General features: G+C 51.3%; 17 protein-coding genes. 5 read left to right on the top strand and 12 right to left on the bottom strand.

The window, feature by feature from the left end:
• Positions 1 to 182 precede the first annotated feature (182 nt).
• Both VIN76_RS15955 and VIN76_RS15950 read right to left on the bottom strand, forming a co-directional pair.
• On the bottom strand, positions 183 to 1418 hold the full coding sequence (locus tag VIN76_RS15955) for a pyridoxal-dependent decarboxylase, exosortase A system-associated (RefSeq protein ID WP_332042856.1): 1236 nt from the start codon (positions 1416 to 1418) through the stop codon (positions 183 to 185).
• Complete coding sequence (locus tag VIN76_RS15950; protein WP_414696387.1) at positions 1415 to 2968, bottom strand: acyl-CoA ligase (AMP-forming), exosortase A system-associated; 1554 nt, start codon at positions 2966 to 2968, stop codon at positions 1415 to 1417. The genes VIN76_RS15955 and VIN76_RS15950 overlap by 4 nt, the downstream gene beginning before the upstream one ends.
• Here VIN76_RS15950 and VIN76_RS15945 point away from each other — a divergent pair, their 5' ends adjacent.
• Genes VIN76_RS15945 through VIN76_RS15930 form a run of 4 tightly spaced genes read left to right on the top strand, consistent with a single transcriptional unit; the run spans position 2969 to position 5919 of the window.
• Complete coding sequence (locus tag VIN76_RS15945; RefSeq protein ID WP_332042855.1) at positions 2969 to 4051, top strand: GNAT family N-acetyltransferase; 1083 nt, start codon at positions 2969 to 2971, stop codon at positions 4049 to 4051.
• 43 nt (positions 4052 to 4094) lie between these two features.
• Positions 4095 to 4367, top strand: coding sequence for an acyl carrier protein (locus VIN76_RS15940; RefSeq protein WP_332042854.1), 273 nt, complete (start codon positions 4095 to 4097; stop codon positions 4365 to 4367).
• Positions 4364 to 5083, top strand: a complete 720-nt coding sequence (locus VIN76_RS15935; protein WP_332042853.1) for a hypothetical protein — start codon at positions 4364 to 4366, stop codon at positions 5081 to 5083. Before VIN76_RS15940 ends, VIN76_RS15935 begins: the two co-directional genes overlap by 4 nt.
• Entirely contained in the window at positions 5080 to 5919 is an 840-nt protein-coding gene (locus VIN76_RS15930) for a hydrolase 1, exosortase A system-associated (RefSeq protein WP_332042852.1), read from the top strand. The genes VIN76_RS15935 and VIN76_RS15930 overlap by 4 nt, the downstream gene beginning before the upstream one ends.
• A 13-nt stretch (positions 5920 to 5932) precedes the next feature.
• On the opposite strand, the gene trxB is transcribed toward VIN76_RS15930, so the two are convergent.
• From trxB to VIN76_RS15900, 6 genes are all read right to left on the bottom strand, one after another.
• On the bottom strand, positions 5933 to 6898 hold the full coding sequence (trxB, locus tag VIN76_RS15925) for a thioredoxin-disulfide reductase (RefSeq protein WP_332042851.1): 966 nt from the start codon (positions 6896 to 6898) through the stop codon (positions 5933 to 5935).
• Positions 6899 to 7049: 151 nt separating this feature from the next.
• Complete coding sequence (locus VIN76_RS15920) at positions 7050 to 8657, bottom strand: long-chain fatty acid--CoA ligase (protein WP_332042850.1); 1608 nt, start codon at positions 8655 to 8657, stop codon at positions 7050 to 7052.
• A gap of 44 nt (positions 8658 to 8701) precedes the next feature.
• Entirely contained in the window at positions 8702 to 12211 is a 3510-nt protein-coding gene (gene dnaE, locus VIN76_RS15915; protein ID WP_332042849.1) for a DNA polymerase III subunit alpha, read from the bottom strand.
• 95 nt (positions 12212 to 12306) lie between these two features.
• Positions 12307 to 12780, bottom strand: a complete 474-nt coding sequence (locus tag VIN76_RS15910) for a glutathione peroxidase (RefSeq protein WP_332042848.1) — start codon at positions 12778 to 12780, stop codon at positions 12307 to 12309.
• Between the two features lie 97 nt (positions 12781 to 12877).
• Positions 12878 to 13561 (bottom strand): ABC transporter ATP-binding protein, encoded by a 684-nt coding sequence (locus VIN76_RS15905; RefSeq protein WP_332042847.1) that lies wholly within the window; start codon positions 13559 to 13561, stop codon positions 12878 to 12880.
• Positions 13554 to 14804, bottom strand: a complete 1251-nt coding sequence (locus VIN76_RS15900; RefSeq protein ID WP_332042846.1) for a lipoprotein-releasing ABC transporter permease subunit — start codon at positions 14802 to 14804, stop codon at positions 13554 to 13556. Before VIN76_RS15900 ends, VIN76_RS15905 begins: the two co-directional genes overlap by 8 nt.
• A gap of 485 nt (positions 14805 to 15289) precedes the next feature.
• Between VIN76_RS15900 and VIN76_RS15895 the strand changes: the two genes are divergently transcribed.
• Positions 15290 to 15772 (top strand): Hsp20 family protein, encoded by a 483-nt coding sequence (locus VIN76_RS15895; RefSeq protein ID WP_332042845.1) that lies wholly within the window; start codon positions 15290 to 15292, stop codon positions 15770 to 15772.
• Positions 15773 to 15943: 171 nt separating this feature from the next.
• Here the strand turns inward: VIN76_RS15895 and VIN76_RS15890 are convergent, their stop codons facing one another.
• The 4 genes from VIN76_RS15890 to tpiA all read right to left on the bottom strand — a co-directional run bounded on the left by VIN76_RS15890 (position 15944) and on the right by tpiA (position 19786).
• The gene (locus VIN76_RS15890; RefSeq protein WP_332042844.1) at positions 15944 to 16630 is read right to left on the bottom strand and encodes a Crp/Fnr family transcriptional regulator; all 687 of its coding nucleotides are present in this window, start codon (positions 16628 to 16630) and stop codon (positions 15944 to 15946) included.
• A 105-nt stretch (positions 16631 to 16735) separates the two neighbouring features.
• Entirely contained in the window at positions 16736 to 18367 is a 1632-nt protein-coding gene (locus VIN76_RS15885) for a CTP synthase (RefSeq protein WP_332042843.1), read from the bottom strand.
• A 139-nt stretch (positions 18368 to 18506) separates the two neighbouring features.
• The gene (gene secG, locus VIN76_RS15880) at positions 18507 to 18908 is read right to left on the bottom strand and encodes a preprotein translocase subunit SecG (RefSeq protein WP_332042842.1); all 402 of its coding nucleotides are present in this window, start codon (positions 18906 to 18908) and stop codon (positions 18507 to 18509) included.
• 131 nt (positions 18909 to 19039) lie between these two features.
• Entirely contained in the window at positions 19040 to 19786 is a 747-nt protein-coding gene (gene tpiA, locus VIN76_RS15875; protein ID WP_332042841.1) for a triose-phosphate isomerase, read from the bottom strand.
• Positions 19787 to 19913 lie beyond the last annotated feature (127 nt).

Raw genomic sequence — 19913 nt, 5'->3', positions numbered from 1 at the left:
GATTCACTTTTTCAAAGGCGGCAGTCATTTCATTTTCCTCGCAGCAGTCTCCGTCAATCTGCCGGTTTCAAGAGGAAACAGACCGATTCACATAATCACGAGAAGGCTATCGGAGAAAATAGTGAAGATAGCGTTAGTAATGACTGAAAACTATGCAGCCAATATACAGCATTGCCTAGGTATTAGCCGATCAATATCTCCTTGGCAGGCCCCTGCCCCAAAAAATTAGCGGGACTTGCTGTTGCACCATAAGCACCGGCGCAGAATATTGCGACAATATCACCGACCTCGGCCTTTGGCATTTCGACATGGTCGCTCAAAAGGTCCAGCGGTGTGCAAAGGCATCCAACAATTGACACAATTTCTTGGGACGGCATGCCATATCGGGTGGCAATCGCAGCCGGATAGTTGCGGCGAATGACCGTTCCGAAATTACCACTGGCTGCTAGTTGGTGATGAAGACCACCATCAGTAACCAGAAACGTCTCACCCTGGCTGGTTTTGCGATCAATGATCCGGGTCAGATAGACCCCTGCCTCGCCAACAAGATAGCGCCCTAGTTCCACGGCAAATTGCGTCTCCGACAATATTTCCGGCAAAGCGGATAACTGCTGCTTCAATGCCGTGCCGACTTGCCCGATATCTACAGGCTTATCACCGGGAAAATATGGTATCCCGAAACCCCCGCCTAAATTGACATGCTCCGGTCTGTGGCCGATTTGTTCAGCCAATCGCGCCGCCAGTGCAATGGTCTGCGCCTGAGTTTCAATAATTGCCTCGGCCTTTAGCGCCTGTGAACCGGCGAAAATATGAAAGCCGCGCCAATGAGCGCCCGCATCCAATATTTTCTGAACAGAAGCGGCAACAAGATCGACATCCATGCCGAACTGTTTTGCGCCCCCTCCCATTTTCATCCCCGATCCTTTCAAGTCAAAATCGGGATTTACGCGCGCCGCTAGATGCGGTTGAAGCCCTTCGCTTGCGGCGATTGCCAAGGCGCGTTCACATTCATTAGGTGATTCAATATTAATGGTAACGCCCACTTGCATGGCTGAAAGCAGCTCTTCGTCGCGCTTCCCAGGGCCAGCAAAACTGATCTGTTCAGCATCCGCTCCGGCCTGTAAAGCCATGACCAATTCACCGCCTGACGCAATATCAATACCGTCAACAAGGCTGACCATCTCAGCAAGCAACGGCGCAAAGGGATTGGCTTTCATGGCATAATGGATATGCAATTGTGGCGGCATAGCCGCGCGTAAAGCCTGAATGCGCGAATGCAAAAGGCCTCTGTCATAAACGAACAGCGGGGAACCATGTTCAGCCACCAATGCTCTGGCTGGCGTGCCACCGATAGAAAGCTCTCCATCCCGGCTTTCATAGCCAGCGGGTATCGGGCCGATTGGTTTTACTTTACTCATGGTTTCTCATTCTTTGCCAAAGCGTTACGATCCAGTTTACCATTGGGATTAATGGGAATCTCTTTCAGCACTATAATATCACGTGGGTGCATGAAATTCGGTAAATTGCGCTTCAGATATTGGCCCAGGTCCTTCCCAATATCTCGGTTTTCCTGCGATTCTGCGGGACGGATATAAAGGCAAATCGCATGGCCTAACCGTTCGTCCGGAACACCGACTGCAACGGCCTCCGCCGCAAGCCCCGATTCCACTGCGACTTCCTCAATTTCCGTGGGGCTGATGCGATTGCCGGAACTTTTTATCATATTATCAGTCCGGCCGACAAAATAGAGTAGTCCATCCTGTTCCCGGCGAACCGTGTCGCCCGACCAGACCGCTATTCCGCCATATTCCGACGCCGATGGAGCCGGCTTAAAACGCTCGGCCGTGCGATCTGCATCCTGCCAATATCCTTGCGCGACCAGTGGACCGGCATGGACGAGCTCTCCCTCTTCACCAACAGCCGCAATTTTACCATCCGCGCGAACCACCATGATCTCAGCAAAGGGAATGGCCTTACCCATGCTTGTGGGATTATTGTCAATCATCGCTGGATCAAGATAAGTGGAGCGAAAAGCTTCGGTCAGGCCATACATGGCATATATATCCGTCTTTACGCCAAAAATTGCTCGTAACTTTGTTACTAACGTGGGAGTTAAAGCCCCTCCGCTATTTGTCAGTCGCCGCATTGATGTCACGGCGTCCTCTGGCCAATCCTGATCGACCAGTTGAACCCAAAGCGGCGGTACAGCCGCCAAGGTCGTGATCTGGTCGCGGGAGCAGGCTTTAATAACATCACGTGGGGTAAGATAATCCAGCGGATAAGCACATCCCCCAACATACCACGTCGAAAACAACTGGTTCTGGCCATAATCAAAGCTGAGGGGAAGCACACATAAAGTGCGGTCGTCCTTTTCCAGTTTCAGATATTGCGCAACGCTGATCGCACCAAGGCTAAGATTTGCGTTGCTAAGCATGACCCCTTTTGGACGGCCGGTAGAACCGCTGGTATATAAAATAGCTGCCAAAGCCTCTACATCTGTTTGTATTTCACCCGGTGCCAGCGGGTTTCTTATCCCGTCCATAGCATTAGAAACCACGGCATCATTCCAGATTGCACATTCTTGATTCAGCGCAGGATCCGGCGTGGATTCCTCAATAGATTTTATCCGCCCAGCATTTGTAATCATCAACTTGGCACCGCTATCCACGATAATATGGCGCACTTGTGCCGGTTTCAAAACAGGGTTAACCGGCACATGAACCAAGCCAGCCCTGACCGCTGCCAAGGGCATGATGCAGGCCAGTTCCGTCTTTGGTAGCCAGCTTGCAACCCGGTCACCTTTTTCCAATCTCTGGTCCATCAACCAGCGAGCCAGCGAACCAACACGATGATTTAACATTTCATAGCTAAGAGAGCCGGAGCGCGTAACCAATGCCGGTGCTTCCGGATCCTTGCCAACAGCAAGCCAGTCCAAAGGAAATGCGGCGTTATCGGAATAAATGTTCAAATGTTTGAGCCTATGGGAAAGAACGAAATTGTGACGGACATGACCGTAGCCAGAAATATACTCGGGAACAGTGAATATCATGATAATTTTCAGTCTGCGCAAGCTGTGGCAGGTGAAAAACTTGGTAGAGCATATCAAAAGTCCCTCTTTGACCGGCTGGAATGGCTGGCCCAGTTACATGCATTATGCTTGCCCGGGAATCAGCCCCTGATTGTTCATAGTGCTGAAAGTAGCGCAGAGGCATGGCTGTTCCTGATGAAAAAAGGCGCAGGAAGCTATACCGCCCTCGCCAACTGGTATAATTTTACATATCGTCCCATTTTCGCAGACGACTATGACAAAAACGTCAAATTGGCCCTGCTGACTTCCATCGCGCGGAAACTGCCTTTCCATTGCCACCGCATCGAAATTGCACCCGTTCCGGATGAGGATCAGGCGGCAAGCCTGACTGAACAGGCCTTTAGGCAAGCGGGCTGGATTGTGTTCAAAGCAAAGGCTGACGACAACCATATCTTGTCCGTGAATGGCCGCACTTTTGAAGAATATTGGTCAGGTCGTCCCGGAAAACTTCGCAACACCGTTCGCCGCAAGGCAAAGAAAAACCTCGTTTCCATCCGCATTGAAACCATATTTTCTGATGAACATTGGAACCATTATCTTGATGTTTACGCCCAAAGCTGGAAACCGGAAGAAGGCAATCCCGATTTTCTGAAAAATCTTGCGAAACAGGAAGGGAGCGCCGGATGTTTACGGCTTGGCCTAGCTTATATTGATAATGTTCCAGTCGCAGCACAGTTCTGGACAGTTGAAAATGGCGAAGCTCTTATCCACAAACTCGCCCATGTCGAAGACGCCACCAAATCATCGCCAGGGACTCTACTTTCCGTCGCCATGTTTCGGCACGTCATTGATGTAGACGGCGTTAAGTTAATTGATTTTGGCACTGGCAACGATTCGTATAAGCGTGAATGGATGGAAGACGTACGTCCAAGATATCGTCTGGAAATGTTTTGGCCCAAGTCCCCTCTTTCATGGCTTCCGATACTGCGGAACACCATCTCTACCCTTGTAGGAAAGCGCTGATCGCTTTAGGGAAGCGCGGTTGTCCGGATTCGGGGGTTAATTGATGTCGGAAAATCTCGATTTGATACCAGAAGCCGCCGTGCGTGCCGTGCTTCAAGACATATTGGGGCTTAGCGCTGAGCAAGTCAGTGCTTTCACCGCAGATACCGAGCTTTTCGGTGCATTGCCGGAATTGGATAGCATGGCCGTTGCCAGTCTTCTGACAGAGCTTGAAGACCAGCTCGGCATTATGATTGAGGATGAAGAGATTGACGGGGAGCTGTTTGAAACATTCGGTAATCTTGTCGCCTTTGCCGAGATGAAAGTCTCTGCGTGACGGCAAAGCTCGAACTTGCGAGCTATGCGTTTTGTGAAAATGACGAGCTTTGCCTTAGGGCAGGATCGGGTCATCTAAAAAAAGTCTTACTAATACCACCCTTGTTCGATGAAATGAACCGCATGCGGCGGATGCTGGTCGATGTCATGCGACATCTGGACAAGGGAGGGCTTGGCAGTGTCATGCCGGATCTTCCAGGCATGAACGAGAGCCATTTTCCGCAAGAGCAAGCCAGCCTGACGCTATGGAAAGAGGCTCTGGTAAATTGCCGGGACACATTTAATACCCGATATAGCGCGTCTTTTCGCGGCGGATGCCTGATTGACGATTTTGCCGATAAAATAGATGGCGACAACAAGAAATGGCGCTTTGCCCCAGTCAAAGGCTCTGCCTTGCTACGAACGATGATGCGAACGCGCATCGCATCTGACAAAGAGGCCGGTTTATCAACCGATATCGCGCAACTGACAGCCGAGGCAGAAAGCGGCCAAGTCAATCTGGCGGGCAATGCCATTAGCTCCTCTATGTTCAGCGAGCTTCAGTCTGCCGAGCCTGATAGCGCAGAGAATGTGCGAACTGCCCAGCTGGAAAATAAAGCCCAAGGTGCGGATATTGGCCTTCCCGGTACTGCCCTGTGGTTACGTGCAGAGCCGGGTGACGATGCCAGATTATCCGCAGCTATCGCTAATGATTTGTTATCATGGATGGATGCATGAAGCGGTCCTTCCATCAATTTCACTGCCATGACGACCTGCTCGCCGGAACATTGGACGATGCATCGGTGGGTGACGCCCCTTATAATTCCACCGGACTTCTAATAGTTAGCGGCGGCAATGAAATCAGATCCGGCGCCCATGCGGGAATAGCAAGGCTGGCCCACAAAATTGCCGAAAATGGCTTCCCTGTTTTCCGCTATGATCGCAGAGGAATTGGTGACAGCAGCGGTACCAATCAAGGGTTTTTAGGGGCCAAGGACGATATCAACGCGGCGGCAGAATATTTCCGCAAGGCACGCCCGAGCATGGAAAAAATAGTGGCCTTTGGAAATTGTGACGCAGCCTCCGCCCTCGTATTATTTGGTAAGGAAATTGCCATAGACGAGGCCATCCTCGCCAATCCGTGGGTTATTGAACAAACCGGTCTTACCGGACAGAGCGCTGCGACTCTGCCACCATCCGCCATTCGGTCGCGCTATTGGCAGCGGCTTAAGAAACCAAAGTCGATCGCGGACCTTTTAACCGGCAAGATTGATCTGAAAAAACTTCTCAGCGGGCTTAAGCAAGCCAGCAGGAAACAGGAAAACACCCCTCTTTCGCTGCAATTAAGAGACGGACTAGCCGCACTGAACAAGCCTTGCACTATATTACTTGCTGATCGCGACACCACCGCCCTCGCCTTTCTTGCCGCATGGAACAGCGCAGACTTTGCACAGGCGCGAGCGTTGCCGGATATCGCTCTAAAAACTATCGACAGTGCGAGCCATAGCTTTGCCGATGACCGTTCAGGAAAATGGCTCGAAGACCAGCTTCTCAAGGCGCTAAAAAATAGCTGACCATTCGGGACTTCTATTCGGCAGCCACCAATTCAAACTCTTGTTCCGCCAAAAAACGCTCTGCATCCAAAGCCGCCATACAACCGGTTCCGGCTGCCGTGACTGCTTGACGGTATATCTGGTCCATCACATCGCCGCATGCAAAAACACCCGGGATTTTAGTCTTCGGCGTTCCCGGTTCGACTTCAATATAGCCGCCGTCTATCAGGTCGAGATGGCCCTTGAAAATCTCAGTCGCCGGAGCATGGCCAATAGCCACAAAAGCGCCGTCGGTCGCCAGATGACTTTTCTCGCCAGTCTGCGTATCGACCAGATCAACGCCCACCAACCCGGCAGGTTCGCCTCCGCCTACAAACCTTTCGACCGCTTTATTCCACAGCACGCTGATTTTGGGGTTTGCAAGTAACCGCTCCTCCAAAATCTTTTCCGAGCGCAGACTATCGCGCCGGTGGATCAGTGTAACATCGTCGCTGTGGTTGGTCATGTAGAGCGCTTCTTCAACCGCCGTGTTACCTCCGCCGATCACAACCACTTTTTTACCGCGATAGAAAAAACCGTCGCACGTCGCACAGGCTGAAACGCCTTTACCGCTCAACTCTTCCTCGCCGGGTACGCCCAGCCATTTAGCCTGCGCTCCGGTTGCAATAACCAGTGTATCGCCTTCATAAATGGTCCCGCCATCGCCCGTCATACGGAATGGGCGCTGAGACAGATCGACATCTACAATCGTATCAAACATCATCCGCGTGCCGACATTTTCCGCCTGAGCTTGCATTTCTTCCATTAACCACGGCCCTTGCACGACATCGCGGAAACCGGGATAATTCTCCACATCGGTCGTTATGGTCAATTGACCACCAGGTTGCAGCCCTTGGACCACAATCGGCTCCAACCCAGCGCGCGCACCATAAATGGCTGCGCTTAACCCCGCAGGACCAGAGCCAAGGATCAGCATTTTTGTACGATGTATCTCAGTCATTCTTTCACTCCGGGATTACCAGATTCGTTTGATCTCACATAAGGATGGAAGGCCGTACTCGGCAAGTGGAGAAGCAAGAAGAAACCCTGTTGGGGCAGATAATCCAGCTTTCCCCACATTGAGGCTTCCCCCCAAATGCAATGGAGCAAGGTCAACCCTCGCTGAGTGACTTCAGCTGATAGTCCTTATACTCATCGCGCAACGTACGTTTCAGGACTTTACCAGTCCCAGTGTGCGGCAGTTCGTCGACGAATTTTATTTCATCGGGAAGCCACCATTTAGCGACCTTGTCAGACAGGAAGTCGATAATATCTTCACTAGTCAAATCTGCGCCAGGTTTCTTGACGATGATAAGCAAGGGCCGTTCTTCCCATTTCGGGTGAGAAACGCCTACAGCCGCTGCTTCGGCAACGCCCGGACAGCCAACCGCTGCATTTTCCAATTCGATAGAACTGATCCACTCACCACCTGATTTTATCACATCCTTCGCACGGTCGGTAATCTGCATCACGCCGTCGGGGTGTAACACAGCGACATCACCTGTATCGAACCACAGATCATCTTCCACAGCATCTTCATCGGCACGGTAATAGCGCTGGATGATCCACGGACCACGAACTTGTAGCGCCCCGCTGGTCACGCCGTCACGTGGCAGGACGTTGCCCTCATCATCCACCACCCGCATCTCTACCCCAAAGGGCGGCCGCCCCTGTTTGGAAATAGCATCCACCTGCTCGTCGAAATCTAGATCATCCCAATTGGCTGGCCGCGAACCTGCGGTCCCAATGGGGGAGGTTTCCGTCATACCCCACGCATGCGCGACATGAATGTCATTTTCCATCATACGCACAATCATGGATCGCGGACAGGCCGAACCGCCGATAATCGCTACCTGCATCTTGCCATAATCACCGCCATTCTGATCCATATCGGCAAACAGACCCAGCCAGACTGTCGGCACGCCTGCGCTATGGGTAACGCCTTCTTCGCGGATCATCTTCCATAAAATCGCCGGTTCATTGCTTGCTGAAAAAACCATTTTGGCCCCAACTGTAGCGCAGGCATAAGGCACACCCCACGCATTGGCATGGAACATAGGTACCACGGGCAGCATGACCGAACGGGTCGTCAAATTCATTACGTCCGGCTGTATTGCGGTTATGGCATGAAGCACATTGGAGCGGTTTTCATACAGCACCCCTTTAGGATTACCGGTCGTGCCACTAGTATAGCAAAGGCCACAGGCATCATTCTCATCCACCTCAACCCAGTTGAAGTTACCGTCTTCGGCGTCGAGCAGTTCCTTAAAGGTTGGATAATCGCCTTTCTCACCGTCAAATTGGATATAATGCTCAATCGTTTTCAACTTAGGCTTCAACGACTCAACAATCGGCGCAAAAGCCTTGTCGAAGATCAATACCCGGTCTTCGGCATGGTTCATGATGTAAACCAGCTGTTCCTCGAACAGACGAGGGTTTACGGTATGGAGAATGCCCCCCATGCCAGCAGAGCCATACCAGCTTATGACGTGATGCGCGTGGTTCATCGCCATAGTGGCGATGCGATCGCCCTTTTTCATGCCAAGACGCTGCATAGCCTGGGCAAACTTGCGCGAATCTTTACTCACTTCTCCCCAATTGGTTCGGGTCAGTGTTCCGTCAGCCCAATATGTGACAATCTCTTGTGCCGTGTGTTCACGCGCGGCATGGTCAAGCAAATTGGTTATTAAAAGTGGACTAGCCTGCATAGCTCCAGCCATTAGTTTCTCCCGTATGGTATCGCTATTTTGTCGGCTGAAATGGCTCAGCTTACAAGTCTTAATTTAGGCTTGCGGTGCCGGACAGGCCTTGATCCGGTTGCCGCACCCAGTCGTATGTTGGCAAGTCCCGAAAAATGTCCCAGTGTCTCAGCTACCTGAGCGTCAAACTGGAAAGAACGGCCAAGGCAAATATGAGCCATTTGCCCGTCAATACTTGGCATACGGGCGATCAGTTCGCTCTTCCCGCCTGTCAAAGGTGCAAGGAAGTTCTTCAGTTCCTGGAGGCCATCGAGCGAAAGAATATCCAACTCCATCCGTGTGCGGGTTGTCTTCTCCAGTCCGTCCATGGCCTGTGCCCGGCGGATTGAAACTCGCGGACTTTCGTCCCCGGAACGCTGGTCCAATTCGACATTCAAGAGGGAGCAGCTTCCTTCCTTGGCCATATCAGCCAAGATCGCACACTGATCATCTTCAAAACAGCTGCCGGAAAACTGGCCGCTGCTGTCTGAAAGATCGACCAGAACGAAGCGGTTGCCCCGCTTGCTCTCCCGCCAACGAACGCCTTCGATCAAAGCCGCCATAACTGCCGGTTTACGCTGCCCTTCAGGGATTGGCCCCTCTTTACATAAAGCAGCATAGGTCATTGCGCCATGGGAAGAGGTCACCGCTTGAAACTGCGTCACAGGATGGGAAGCAAAGTAAAAACCGAAGGCATCCCGTTCGCGCGTCATAATCTCGCTCAGGTTCCAACCGCTATTTGCGGGTAGTCGAATGGCCTGCATATCTCCGACAGAGCCTTCACCGAAAAGACCACCCTGCCCGCTTTTGCGCGCATCCGCAGCGCTATTGGCGACTGAAAGCAACATATCCGCCCCTCCATAAACTGCCGTACGGTTCGGTTCCAGCGCATCAAACGCACCTGCAGCGGCAAGACTTTCAATCTGCCTCTTGTTCATGCCGGACGGATCGACACGGTTTGCAAAATCGTCCATAGATTGGAACGGCCCGCTTTGGGCACGTTCCGCCACAAGCGCCTGCATCGCCTTCTCACCGACGTTTTTCAGCCCCGCTAAAGCATAGCGTACGGCGTGCGAGCCATTCTCTTGCTCCTCAACCGCAAAAGTGGGCCGGCTTTTGTTGATAGATGGCGGCAAGATCGTCACGCCGAGCCGCTTCATATCATCCACAAATATGCTGAGCTTATCGCTCTGATGCATATCAAAACACATGGAAGCTGCGTAAAATTCGTGTGGATAATGCGCTTTCAGCCACGCGGTCTGATAGGCCAGAAGGGCATAAGCGGCAGCGTGGCTTTTGTTAAAACCATAACCAGCGAATTTGTCGATCAAGTCAAACAGCTCATTAGCCTGCTTGCTATTCACACCGTTTTTGGCGGCGCCTTCGACAAAAATATTGCGCTGTGCATCCATTTCCGATTGGATCTTTTTACCCATTGCGCGGCGCAGCATATCCGCTTCGCCAAGTGAATAGCCCGCGATAACCTGCGCGGCCTGCATCACCTGTTCCTGATAAACAATGATGCCGTAAGTCTCTTTCAGGATATCCTCGAGCAGCGGATGCGGATAGGCCAGCTCTGCCCGGCCATTTTTACGGTCGCCAAATAATGGAATATTGTCCATTGGTCCTGGCCGGTATAGCGAGACAAGTGCAATAATATCACCGAAATTGGTGGGCTTAACTGCCGCTAGCGTTCTGCGCATACCTTCGGATTCAAGCTGGAACACTCCGACAGTTTCACCACGTTGCAGCAACTCGAAAACTTTGGGATCATCCCACGAAAGGGACGCTAGGTCGACTACGATATTACGCTCGGCGAGCAGTTCCACCGCTTTTTTCAGGACAGACAAAGTCTTTAGACCCAAAAAGTCGAACTTCACCAGACCGGCTTGCTCGACAAACTTCATATCAAATTGCGTTACCGGCAAATCTGAACGCGGATCGCGATATAGAGGCACCAACTGGTCAAGCGGCCTGTCACCAATCACTACGCCAGCGGCATGGGTTGAGCTATGACGTGGTAGGCCTTCCAGCTTCATGGCCAGATCAAACAGGCGCTTCACGTCCGACTGTTTATGCTCCTGCGCCAATTCGGAAACACCATTCAAGGCTCTTTTCAAATCCCAGGGATCTGTGGGATGGTTGGGTACCAGCTTTGTAAGCCGGTCAACCTGACCATAAGGCATTTGCAACACGCGGCCCACATCGCGAAGAACAGCGCGGGCTTTCAGTTTCCCGAACGTGATAATCTGCGCAACCTGCCCTGTGCCATATTTTTCCTGCACATAGCGGATAACCTCTCCGCGACGGGTTTCGCAGAAGTCGATATCGAAGTCAGGCATCGAAACACGTTCAGGATTCAAAAACCGCTCAAAAAGAAGACCAAGCTTGATCGGGTCAAGATCGGTAATGGTCAGCGCCCATGCAACCACAGAGCCAGCCCCAGAACCACGCCCCGGCCCCACCGGTATATCATGGTCCTTTGCCCATTTTATAAAGTCCGCAACGATCAGAAAATAACCAGGAAATCCCATACTTACGATCACGTTGATTTCAAAATCAAGCCGGTCAAAATATTCCTGACGTTCTGACGCGTCTCGTATTCCAAGATAACTAAGTCGCTCTTCCAGCCCGGCTTTGGCATCCCGGCGCAGTTGCTCCGCCTCGCCTGCTAAATCGCCGGCCAGACTTGGCAAAATCGGCTTACGCCGGGGCGGCGAATAAGCGCAGCGCTTCGCTATCACCAAAGTATTTTCGAGCGCTTCGGGTATGTCGGAGAACAGTTCCTCCATCACCATTGCGCTTTTTATCCACAAATGCGGCGAAGGCTTATCCCGGTCATCATTCTCCAGATAAGCCGAGCTTGCGATGCACCTCATCGCATCATGCGCTTCATGGAAATCCGGATCCGCGAAACAACTGGGATTTGTTGCGACCAGCGGAATATTGCGAGCCATAGCCAAAGAAATCAGCCCGGATTCCGCAGCCGTTTCTACTGGGTCATCACGACGCGACAGTTCGATATACAGTCGATCCGGAAAATATTTCTGAAGAAGGGAGAGATAGGCTTCTGCATCGGATTTCTGTTCTTCTGCCAGCAATCTCGCAACGGCCCCCTCACCTCCGCCAGTCAATGCCAAAAGCCCTTCGTTATGCCGCTCAAACATTTCAAGCGGGATATGGGCATCCTGCTCCACTGGCCGTTCCAGATGGGACGCGGATACCAAGCGGCACAGGTTCTGATAACCCTGCTCATTTTGCGCATATACGGCGATCCAGTCCAGAACCGGATTCTCACTTGCAGAAACACCCGGGCGCGCAACTCGCAGGAAGCATCCCGTAATTGGCTGCACCCCGTTGGCGCGGCAACCATCATCAAATGCCATAGAAGCAAACAAGCCAATCCGGTCTGCCAATGCTATGGCCGGAAAACCTCGTTCCTTGGCAACCGCACCGATTGCCTTCGGCTCCATTGCGCCGTCCAATATCGTATATGCTGAAAAAGAGCGAAGGTGGACAAATGGAATCTGTGGCATCACTGACGCTTATCGCGATTCCACAGTTTTGGCCATGACCACATTATTGGGCGAACATCTATCTACCGGTTTTCCACAACTAGTTGCGGTTTTTGTCAGAGAAGCGCCTCAATATCGCTTTTTAGCTGTTCTGGTTTCACCGCCGGCCCGTATCGACTGATCACTTTGCCGTCGCGGTCAACGAGAAACTTGGTGAAATTCCACTTGATTCGCGCCCCTAACAAACCGGACTTTTCAGACTTCAGATATTTCCATAACGGATCAGCATCCTTGCCGTTCACATCAATTTTTTCCATCAACGGAAAGCTGACATCATAATTGAGAGTGCAGAAATTTTTAATCTCTTCCGCATCGCCCGGCTCCTGATTGCCGAACTGGTTACAGGGAAACGCCAGCACTTCGAACCCCCGATCAGCATATTCCCGGTGAAGCTTTTCAAGGCCCGCATATTGGGGAGTGAAACCACATTTTGACGCTGTGTTCACGATCAATAATACCTTGCCCTTGTATTCGGACAGGTCTGACTTTGAGCCATCTGCCCGCTTAACTTCAAACTCCGTAATCTGCATTGAGCCACCCCATATTTTATATTCGCCCCATAAAATTATATCAAATCAAGGCCGAATTGATAAACCTCAAAGCCAAACGCGCGTCACTTAGACAACTTTAGTTTAAAACGCCGTCGTGAAGTCGGACAATCCGGTCCATCTTTCCCGCCAGTCTTTCATTATGGGTCGCTATCAACGCCGCACTCCCCTGTTGCCGCACAAGCGTCATAAGTTCGGCCAATACTATGTCTGCGGTCGCTTCGTCCAGATTGCCCGTCGGCTCATCTGCCAGTACAAGTTTCGGCGCGTTGGCTAGCGCTCTGGCTACCGCAACACGCTGCTGCTCTCCGCCGGATAATTTGCTCGGTTTATGATCCAGACGATCACCTAGGCCCAAACTTGACAGCAAGGATTTTGCCCGCTCCTCGGCCTCCTTTTGAGAAGTACCGGCAATAAGTTGCGGCATTATGACATTTTCAACGGCCGAAAAATCAGGAAGCAAATGGTGGAACTGGTATACAAATCCCAGCAGTTCCCGCCGGATGCGTGTGTGACCGCTGGATGACATATGCGCGGTTTGTTCCCCATCAAGCTTAATGGAACCTTCAAACCCGCCTTCCAATAGCCCCACGGCCTGCAACAAAGTGGATTTGCCTGAACCAGAGGGGCCTAGCAGCGCGACAATTTCATTTGGGCGAATGTCCAGATCAACGCCTTTCAGCACATCAATCCGTACATCTCCCTGTTTGAAACTCCGCTTTACGCCGCGCAGCTCAACGACCTTATTTCCTGTATCATTCATAGCGAAGAACCTGAACTGGGTCGGTGCTGGCCGCTTTAAACGCAGGGTATAAAGTCGCCAGAAAACTGAAAACAATGGCCATAACCGCTATCCCCAATACCTCCATAGGATCTGTTCGGGCAGGTAATTCCGTCAGGAAGCGAATAGACGGATCCCAAAGATTTTGTCCGGTGATGATCTGAACAAAATTGATGACATTTTGTCTGAAATATATTGCGATCAGTCCCAAAATAATCCCTGCACCTATTCCCAGCGCCCCGATAGACGTGCCGACTGTGACAAATATTCTGGTCAACGCAGCCCGTGATGCTCCCATTGTTCGCAATATTGCAATATCCCTTGTCTTGGCGCGGACCAGCATGATTAATGACGACAGGATATTGAAAACCGCGACCAATATGATGATCGACAGGATTACAAACATCACCACCCGTTCGACTTGTAGGGTCTCAAACAAGGAAGCATTCATTGATTTCCAATCGGTTATCACCCCGCGATCCGCCACTTTTGGGTAAAGGGGAGCAAGAATATCGGTAACTTTATCCGCATTTACGGTTTTGATTTCAATCATGCCAATCTGGTCACCCAATAGCATTAACGTCTGGGCATCCTCCAGCGGCATGATCACGAATGCTTTGTCATAATCATAGACACCAACTTCAAATATGGCTGCAACCTCATAAGATATTTCGCGCGGCACGGTCCCAAAAGGAGTCGATCTTCCCTGCGGATTAATCACTGTAATCCGGCTACCGACCTGAGCGCCCAGCGTCATCGCCAACCTGCTGCCAATTGCTACACGGCCCGCACCGGGCTCCAAACGTTTTAGATCGCCCGCGACGGTTTTCCCGTCCAGTGTCTCATTTTCCAGAATATCGGGAACCAGCATGCCCCGGACAAGAATTGCCTCAACACGGCCGTTAAATGTCGTTAAAAGCGGTTGCTCGATTAAAGGGGAAGCCGATACCACCCCTTTTGTATTTCGTGTATCTTCAAGCAAATCACGCCAATCTGGAAGACGCCCACCATACCCTTGGATCACGGCGTGGCCGTTCAACCCGACAATTTTGTCGAATAGCTCTGCACGAAAACCGTTCATCACGCTCATCACAACGATAAGTGCTGCAACGCCCAGCATGACTGCAATCAGGCTGATGCTGGCAACAAGAAAAATAAAACCTTCGCCCTTCCCAGGTAAAAGATATCGTTTTGCGATGACCCATTCGTAACGGGATAGGAGCATAGAGGCTTGATCTTCCTGAAAAAACTAAAGCGACTTTAGGGTCGTGGAGCGCAGCAAGCAAGAGCGCATGCAGGCTATTCTACTGTTGCCATAATAACACAAGCCTGAACCGATATTGCATATATGTGAAATTTTGCATGACAATAGCGACTATCCCGATCACTGTTAGTTACAGAATCAATTACCGTTTAATGGTCATGGTTCAGGGATCCTTTCTGGTTCCGTCGGATGTTGGGGGACAATCGACGTTGAATAAGACAGGAAAACAGGGGGCGATACTATCGTCACCATATTTCGCCCGGGGTCAGCAATGGCTCCGGGCGTTTTTTTGTGCTGCTATCTGTTACGGCATAAACGTCCTCTTGAAATCGCGTAACAAGATAATATCTCAATCTAGCGAGATGCCACTCAGGATTTCGCGATACAGAACCGGACGCCAGCTATTTGGGTCCACAATTTTAATTGCTCAATATGAGGATGAAGATATGAACCGTTTTGATTTTACCCCCTACCGCCGTTCAACCGTCGGTTTTGATCGGCTTTTTGATTTGCTTGAGAATAATGCCCGTGCTCAGCAAACTGAAAATTACCCCCCGTTTAACATCGAACGTAATGGTGATGACCATTATCGAATCACACTTGCCGTCGCAGGCTTCAAAGAAAGTGAAATCGAAATCACCGCCCAGCAGAACTTTTTGCTGGTAGCCGGAAGCAAGGACAGTGATGAGAATGAAGGAAAGCAATTCCTGCATATGGGAATCGCCAACCGCAATTTTGAACGCCGGTTTGAACTTGCCGATTTCGTTCGGGTAGACAACGCTATATTGCGCGATGGTTTGCTGGTCATCGATCTGGTCCGTGAAATTCCCGATGCGATGAAACCACGGAAAATTACCATCAATTCCGGGGACGATAACGTCACCAAAATTGATCACAAGCCTAAAAAATCCGAGGATAAGGCAGCTTAAGCCGTAGCCGATTATGATACGAGGCAGCCAAGTGTCATTGGCTGCCTTTTTAATTCTGCACCCGATTATAACTAAAAAAAGAGGCAGCCAGATGAGGATCCGACTGCCCCTGACACCCGCGTGGTGTCACTCTTGATGAAATTAGCCCGGGTCGCAAAAGACCAATTTCATTCAAGAATCCGCATTGGCTATATTGGAAAGAATGGCATGATTTAATATCCGCACCTTCCCGCTTTCAACCGATACTATATTATCTTCTGACCAAGTTGAAAGTTGCCTATTAATATGTTCTCGCGACATCCCGGCAAAGTTGCCAAGCTCGCTTTGACTTAGATCCAGCTTCAAACGCCCCTCTTCAGCGCCGACGACGGATAGCCTCAATAGATAGCGCGCCAACCGCGGCCCTGATGTATAAGCCCTGTCGCCCTCAATCATCGTATTAGCCGTCCGGATACGATTTGCCATGACCTTGAGCAGCCGTAACGCCATCGCCTTGTGGTTATTCAAAATCTCTTCAAATGCAGCGCGGGTAATGGTTAAGGCTGTCGTCGGTTCTATCGCAGTCACGCTTGCGGTTCTTTCACCACCATCAAGCAATGCGATTTCCCCCAGAACATCGCCGGGTTCTGCATAATCCAGAACAATTTCATGCCCATTACTGGCGATCATACTGGTTCGCGCATTACCTGATAATAATATCAGCAACGAGTCTCCAGGATCGCCCTGCCTGATTAAATCATCCCCTTTTTTATATTGCATAAAATGCCCACGCAATATCAAGTCAGCCAATTCTGCTTCATCGCAGTCGGCGAATAAACTGTGCTCGGCTAATATTTCTGCAAGTTCTTCGGCTTTCACGTACGTCGCCCCATCCCAAATTACCCGCATCAATTAACCAATGTTAACCGATCTGCATTGCTTGAAAGTGACTATAGCTCTTTAGACGGAAAAGGATTGGATAAATTAGACAAGCCGGCTTTGTTCTACCGCAGCAGCAATGAAAGAAGCAAACAGAGGGTGCGGATCAAAAGGCTTGCTCTTTAGCTCAGGGTGATATTGCACGCCGACAAACCAACTATGATCGGGCCGTTCAACAATTTCTGGAAGCTCTCCGTCCGGTGACATTCCAGAAAATATCAGACCTGTTTTCTCCAGTCTTTCAACATAGCCTTTATTCACTTCATAGCGGTGACGGTGCCGTTCGCTAATCGTGTCAGTGCCATAAAGATTATGCACCAGAGAGCCCGGCTTCAAACAGGCGTCATAAGCGCCAAGGCGCATGGTTCCGCCAAGATCGCCGCCGGATTCGCGCTTTTGCAAGCCCTCTTCGCTCATCCATTCGGTAATCAGACCAACAACCGGCTCCTCTGTTTCACCAAATTCCGTAGTCGATGCGGCATCAATGCCCGCAAGGTTTCGAGCCGCTTCGATACAGGCCATCTGCATGCCCAGACAAATGCCAAAAAATGGTACGTTACGTTCCCGGGCAAACTTGACCGAGCCAATCTTGCCTTCGCTTCCGCGTTCGCCAAAACCGCCAGGCACTAAAATCGCATGCAGCGGTTCCAATTTGGCTGCCAAATCGTTGTCATCCTCAAAAAGCTCTGCATCCAGCCAGCGCACCTGCACTTTGACCCGATTCGCGAGGCCGCCATGAAACAAAGCCTCTTGCAGGGATTTATAAGCATCCTGAAGCCCGACATATTTGCCGACAACGCCAACGATAACCTCTCCTTCAGGATTTTCGATGCGGTCCATCACATCGATCCAGCGAGTCAGATCCGGTTCCGGAGCATTGATAATCCCGAATGCGTTGAGGACTTCGCGATCCAGCCCCTCTTCGTGATATTGTAGCGGAACATTATATATGCTGCTGGCATCCAGTGCGGGGATAACCGCTTCTTTGCGGACGTTGCAGAATTGTGCGATCTTGGCACGCTCAGTGTCTGGCAAATCATGTTCACAGCGGCAAAGCAATATATCCGGCTGTATTCCCAGCGAGGTCAATTCCCGTACGCTATGTTGTGTCGGCTTTGTCTTCAGCTCACCCGCTGCGGCAATATAGGGCACTAGCGTTACATGCACCGAGATCGCGTTGGCACGGCCAACCTTGTTGCGAAGTTGTCGTAGCGCCTCGATAAATGGCAAGCTTTCTATATCGCCCACGGTGCCGCCAATTTCGCACAGCACAAAATCTATGCCGTCCAATTTCGCCTGGGCAAATTCCTGAATCGCATCGGTAACATGCGGAATGACTTGCACTGTTGCGCCAAGATAATCGCCCCGACGTTCTTTTGTGATGATCGACTGGTAAATCCTGCCGGAGGTCACATTGTCGGACTGTTGTGAAGGTACGCCGGTAAATCGCTCGTAATGACCCAGATCCAGATCGGTTTCCGCTCCGTCATCGGTCACATAGACTTCGCCATGCTGATAAGGCGACATCGTGCCCGGATCAACGTTGAGATAGGGGTCCAGCTTGCGGATCCGCACATTATATCCACGGGCCTGAAGAAGCGCGCCGAGGCTCGCTGCCATAAGACCTTTGCCAAGTGAGGAAACCACACCGCCTGTTATAAAAATATATCGCGCCATGGGAGTAGAGGCTTAAGACCTGTCTGATCAAAATGGCAAGCGTGCGAATCCGAAAAAGCGAAATATATTTTCAATCCGAACTAATTATCGGACTGTTCACATATATTCTGCTCGGCACGCAGCCAAGGTTAAAGGGAAATTATTGGTCGAGCGGAACGGCGCTGTCGGCAGGAGCCTGCTCTTTCGCGGCATCCGCCTGTGCCGCCGCAGCAGCCAAAGGATCACCATCTACCAATGGCACATCATTGGCCGGTTCCGCCGGAGCAACCACTGCGCCAGCATTGCGGTCCAGCGATTGGTCAATTGTTGTCGGCTGCCCTTCGGATGCCGCCAGAAATGCCAGTGAAATCGACAATATAACAAACAGGACAGCCAAGACCGTGGTCGTGCGAGTCAGCAGATCAGCTGCACCGCGTGCGGACATCATTCCCGAAGCACTTCCACCGACGCCCAGTCCGCCGCCTTCCGACCGCTGCATTAGTATAACGCCAACAAGAGCGGCTGCGACAATCGCCTGAACAACGGTGAGAAATAGAAACATGCAAAAGGTCCGAACCTGATAATTTACTTATGAGCAGCGCACATAGCGATTGGATGCCGCGAGTTCAAGCGGTGAAACGCCCCAATACCCCCTCTCTATGTGGAAAGGAAATACATGGCTAAAGTTCACTCTCAGGCTTCGGCAGCAGCCTTGATGATCGGGCCGAACTTTTCTGCTGTCAGGCTGGCCCCGCCGACAAGGCCGCCATCGACATTGGCAACGGCAAGCAATTGCGCAGCATTTGAGCCGTTCATTGACCCGCCGTAAAGGATACGCACTGCCCCTGCACCGTCCCCCATCAGCTGGGCCAGCTGGCTGCGAATGGCTGCGTGCATCTCCTCGACATCCGATACTTCGGGCACCCGGCCAGTTCCGATTGCCCATACGGGTTCATAGGCAATGGTCAGCCAGTCCGCATCTGCACCCTCGGGGAATGAGCCAGCCAACTGACCGCAAACAATATCTATGGCCTTTCCGGCATCGCGTTCCTGTTCAGTTTCCCCTACACAGATAATGGCCCCCAGCCCAGCTGAATGCGCGGCCTGCGCCTTTGCCTTTACCTCGGCATCTGTTTCATGCTGGTCGGTGCGGCGTTCGCTATGACCCAATATCGTCAATGTCGCCCCAGCCTCCCGGATCATTTCGGCGGACAAGCAGCCTGTGTGTGCGCCGCTGATAGCAAAATGGCAGTCCTGCGCTCCGATCTTGAAGCCCTGCGTGTTTTCGGCGGCCTGCGCGATGAGCGTTACGGGTGGGCATATTGCGACATCTACGCCTTCATGCGTTTCGGCCAGTGCGGCAATGTCAGCGATATCGGATAGCTGCGCGCGCAGTCCATTCATTTTCCAATTGCCGACAATATATTTGCGATTAGCCATAGTGATTCTGCCTCTTATATGGATTGTGTCTGGATTTGATCTCGCGCTATCAAATAAGTTCGCGCCTGCCAAACAAGTTTGTTCATGCGGGTTGTGATGAGGGTTTTCAAATCAAACTGAACCTCAT

Source organism: Parasphingorhabdus sp. (genome assembly GCF_036568145.1).
GTDB lineage: Bacteria > Pseudomonadota > Alphaproteobacteria > Sphingomonadales > Sphingomonadaceae > Parasphingorhabdus.
Note: the sequence above shows the minus strand (reverse complement) of the source record. Positions and strands in the feature narration are given on the sequence as shown.

Excerpts from the sequence above, each read along its gene's own strand:
- VIN76_RS15885 (WP_332042843.1), bottom strand. The coding sequence starts at position 18,367 with ATGGCGCGATATATTTTTATAACAGGCGGTGTGGTTTCCTCACTTGGC.
- VIN76_RS15945 (WP_332042855.1), top strand. The coding sequence starts at position 2,969 with ATGTTTGAGCCTATGGGAAAGAACGAAATTGTGACGGACATGACCGTA.
- VIN76_RS15895 (WP_332042845.1), top strand. The coding sequence starts at position 15,290 with ATGAACCGTTTTGATTTTACCCCCTACCGCCGTTCAACCGTCGGTTTT.
- VIN76_RS15955 (WP_332042856.1), bottom strand. The coding sequence starts at position 1,418 with ATGAGTAAAGTAAAACCAATCGGCCCGATACCCGCTGGCTATGAAAGC.
- dnaE (WP_332042849.1), bottom strand. The coding sequence starts at position 12,211 with ATGCCACAGATTCCATTTGTCCACCTTCGCTCTTTTTCAGCATATACG.
- VIN76_RS15920 (WP_332042850.1), bottom strand. The coding sequence starts at position 8,657 with ATGGCTGGAGCTATGCAGGCTAGTCCACTTTTAATAACCAATTTGCTT.
- trxB (WP_332042851.1), bottom strand. The coding sequence starts at position 6,898 with ATGACTGAGATACATCGTACAAAAATGCTGATCCTTGGCTCTGGTCCT.
- VIN76_RS15900 (WP_332042846.1), bottom strand. The coding sequence starts at position 14,804 with ATGCTCCTATCCCGTTACGAATGGGTCATCGCAAAACGATATCTTTTA.
- secG (WP_332042842.1), bottom strand. The coding sequence starts at position 18,908 with ATGTTTCTATTTCTCACCGTTGTTCAGGCGATTGTCGCAGCCGCTCTT.
- tpiA (WP_332042841.1), bottom strand. The coding sequence starts at position 19,786 with ATGGCTAATCGCAAATATATTGTCGGCAATTGGAAAATGAATGGACTG.
- VIN76_RS15940 (WP_332042854.1), top strand. The coding sequence starts at position 4,095 with ATGTCGGAAAATCTCGATTTGATACCAGAAGCCGCCGTGCGTGCCGTG.
- VIN76_RS15905 (WP_332042847.1), bottom strand. The coding sequence starts at position 13,561 with ATGAATGATACAGGAAATAAGGTCGTTGAGCTGCGCGGCGTAAAGCGG.
- VIN76_RS15910 (WP_332042848.1), bottom strand. The coding sequence starts at position 12,780 with ATGCAGATTACGGAGTTTGAAGTTAAGCGGGCAGATGGCTCAAAGTCA.
- VIN76_RS15930 (WP_332042852.1), top strand. The coding sequence starts at position 5,080 with ATGAAGCGGTCCTTCCATCAATTTCACTGCCATGACGACCTGCTCGCC.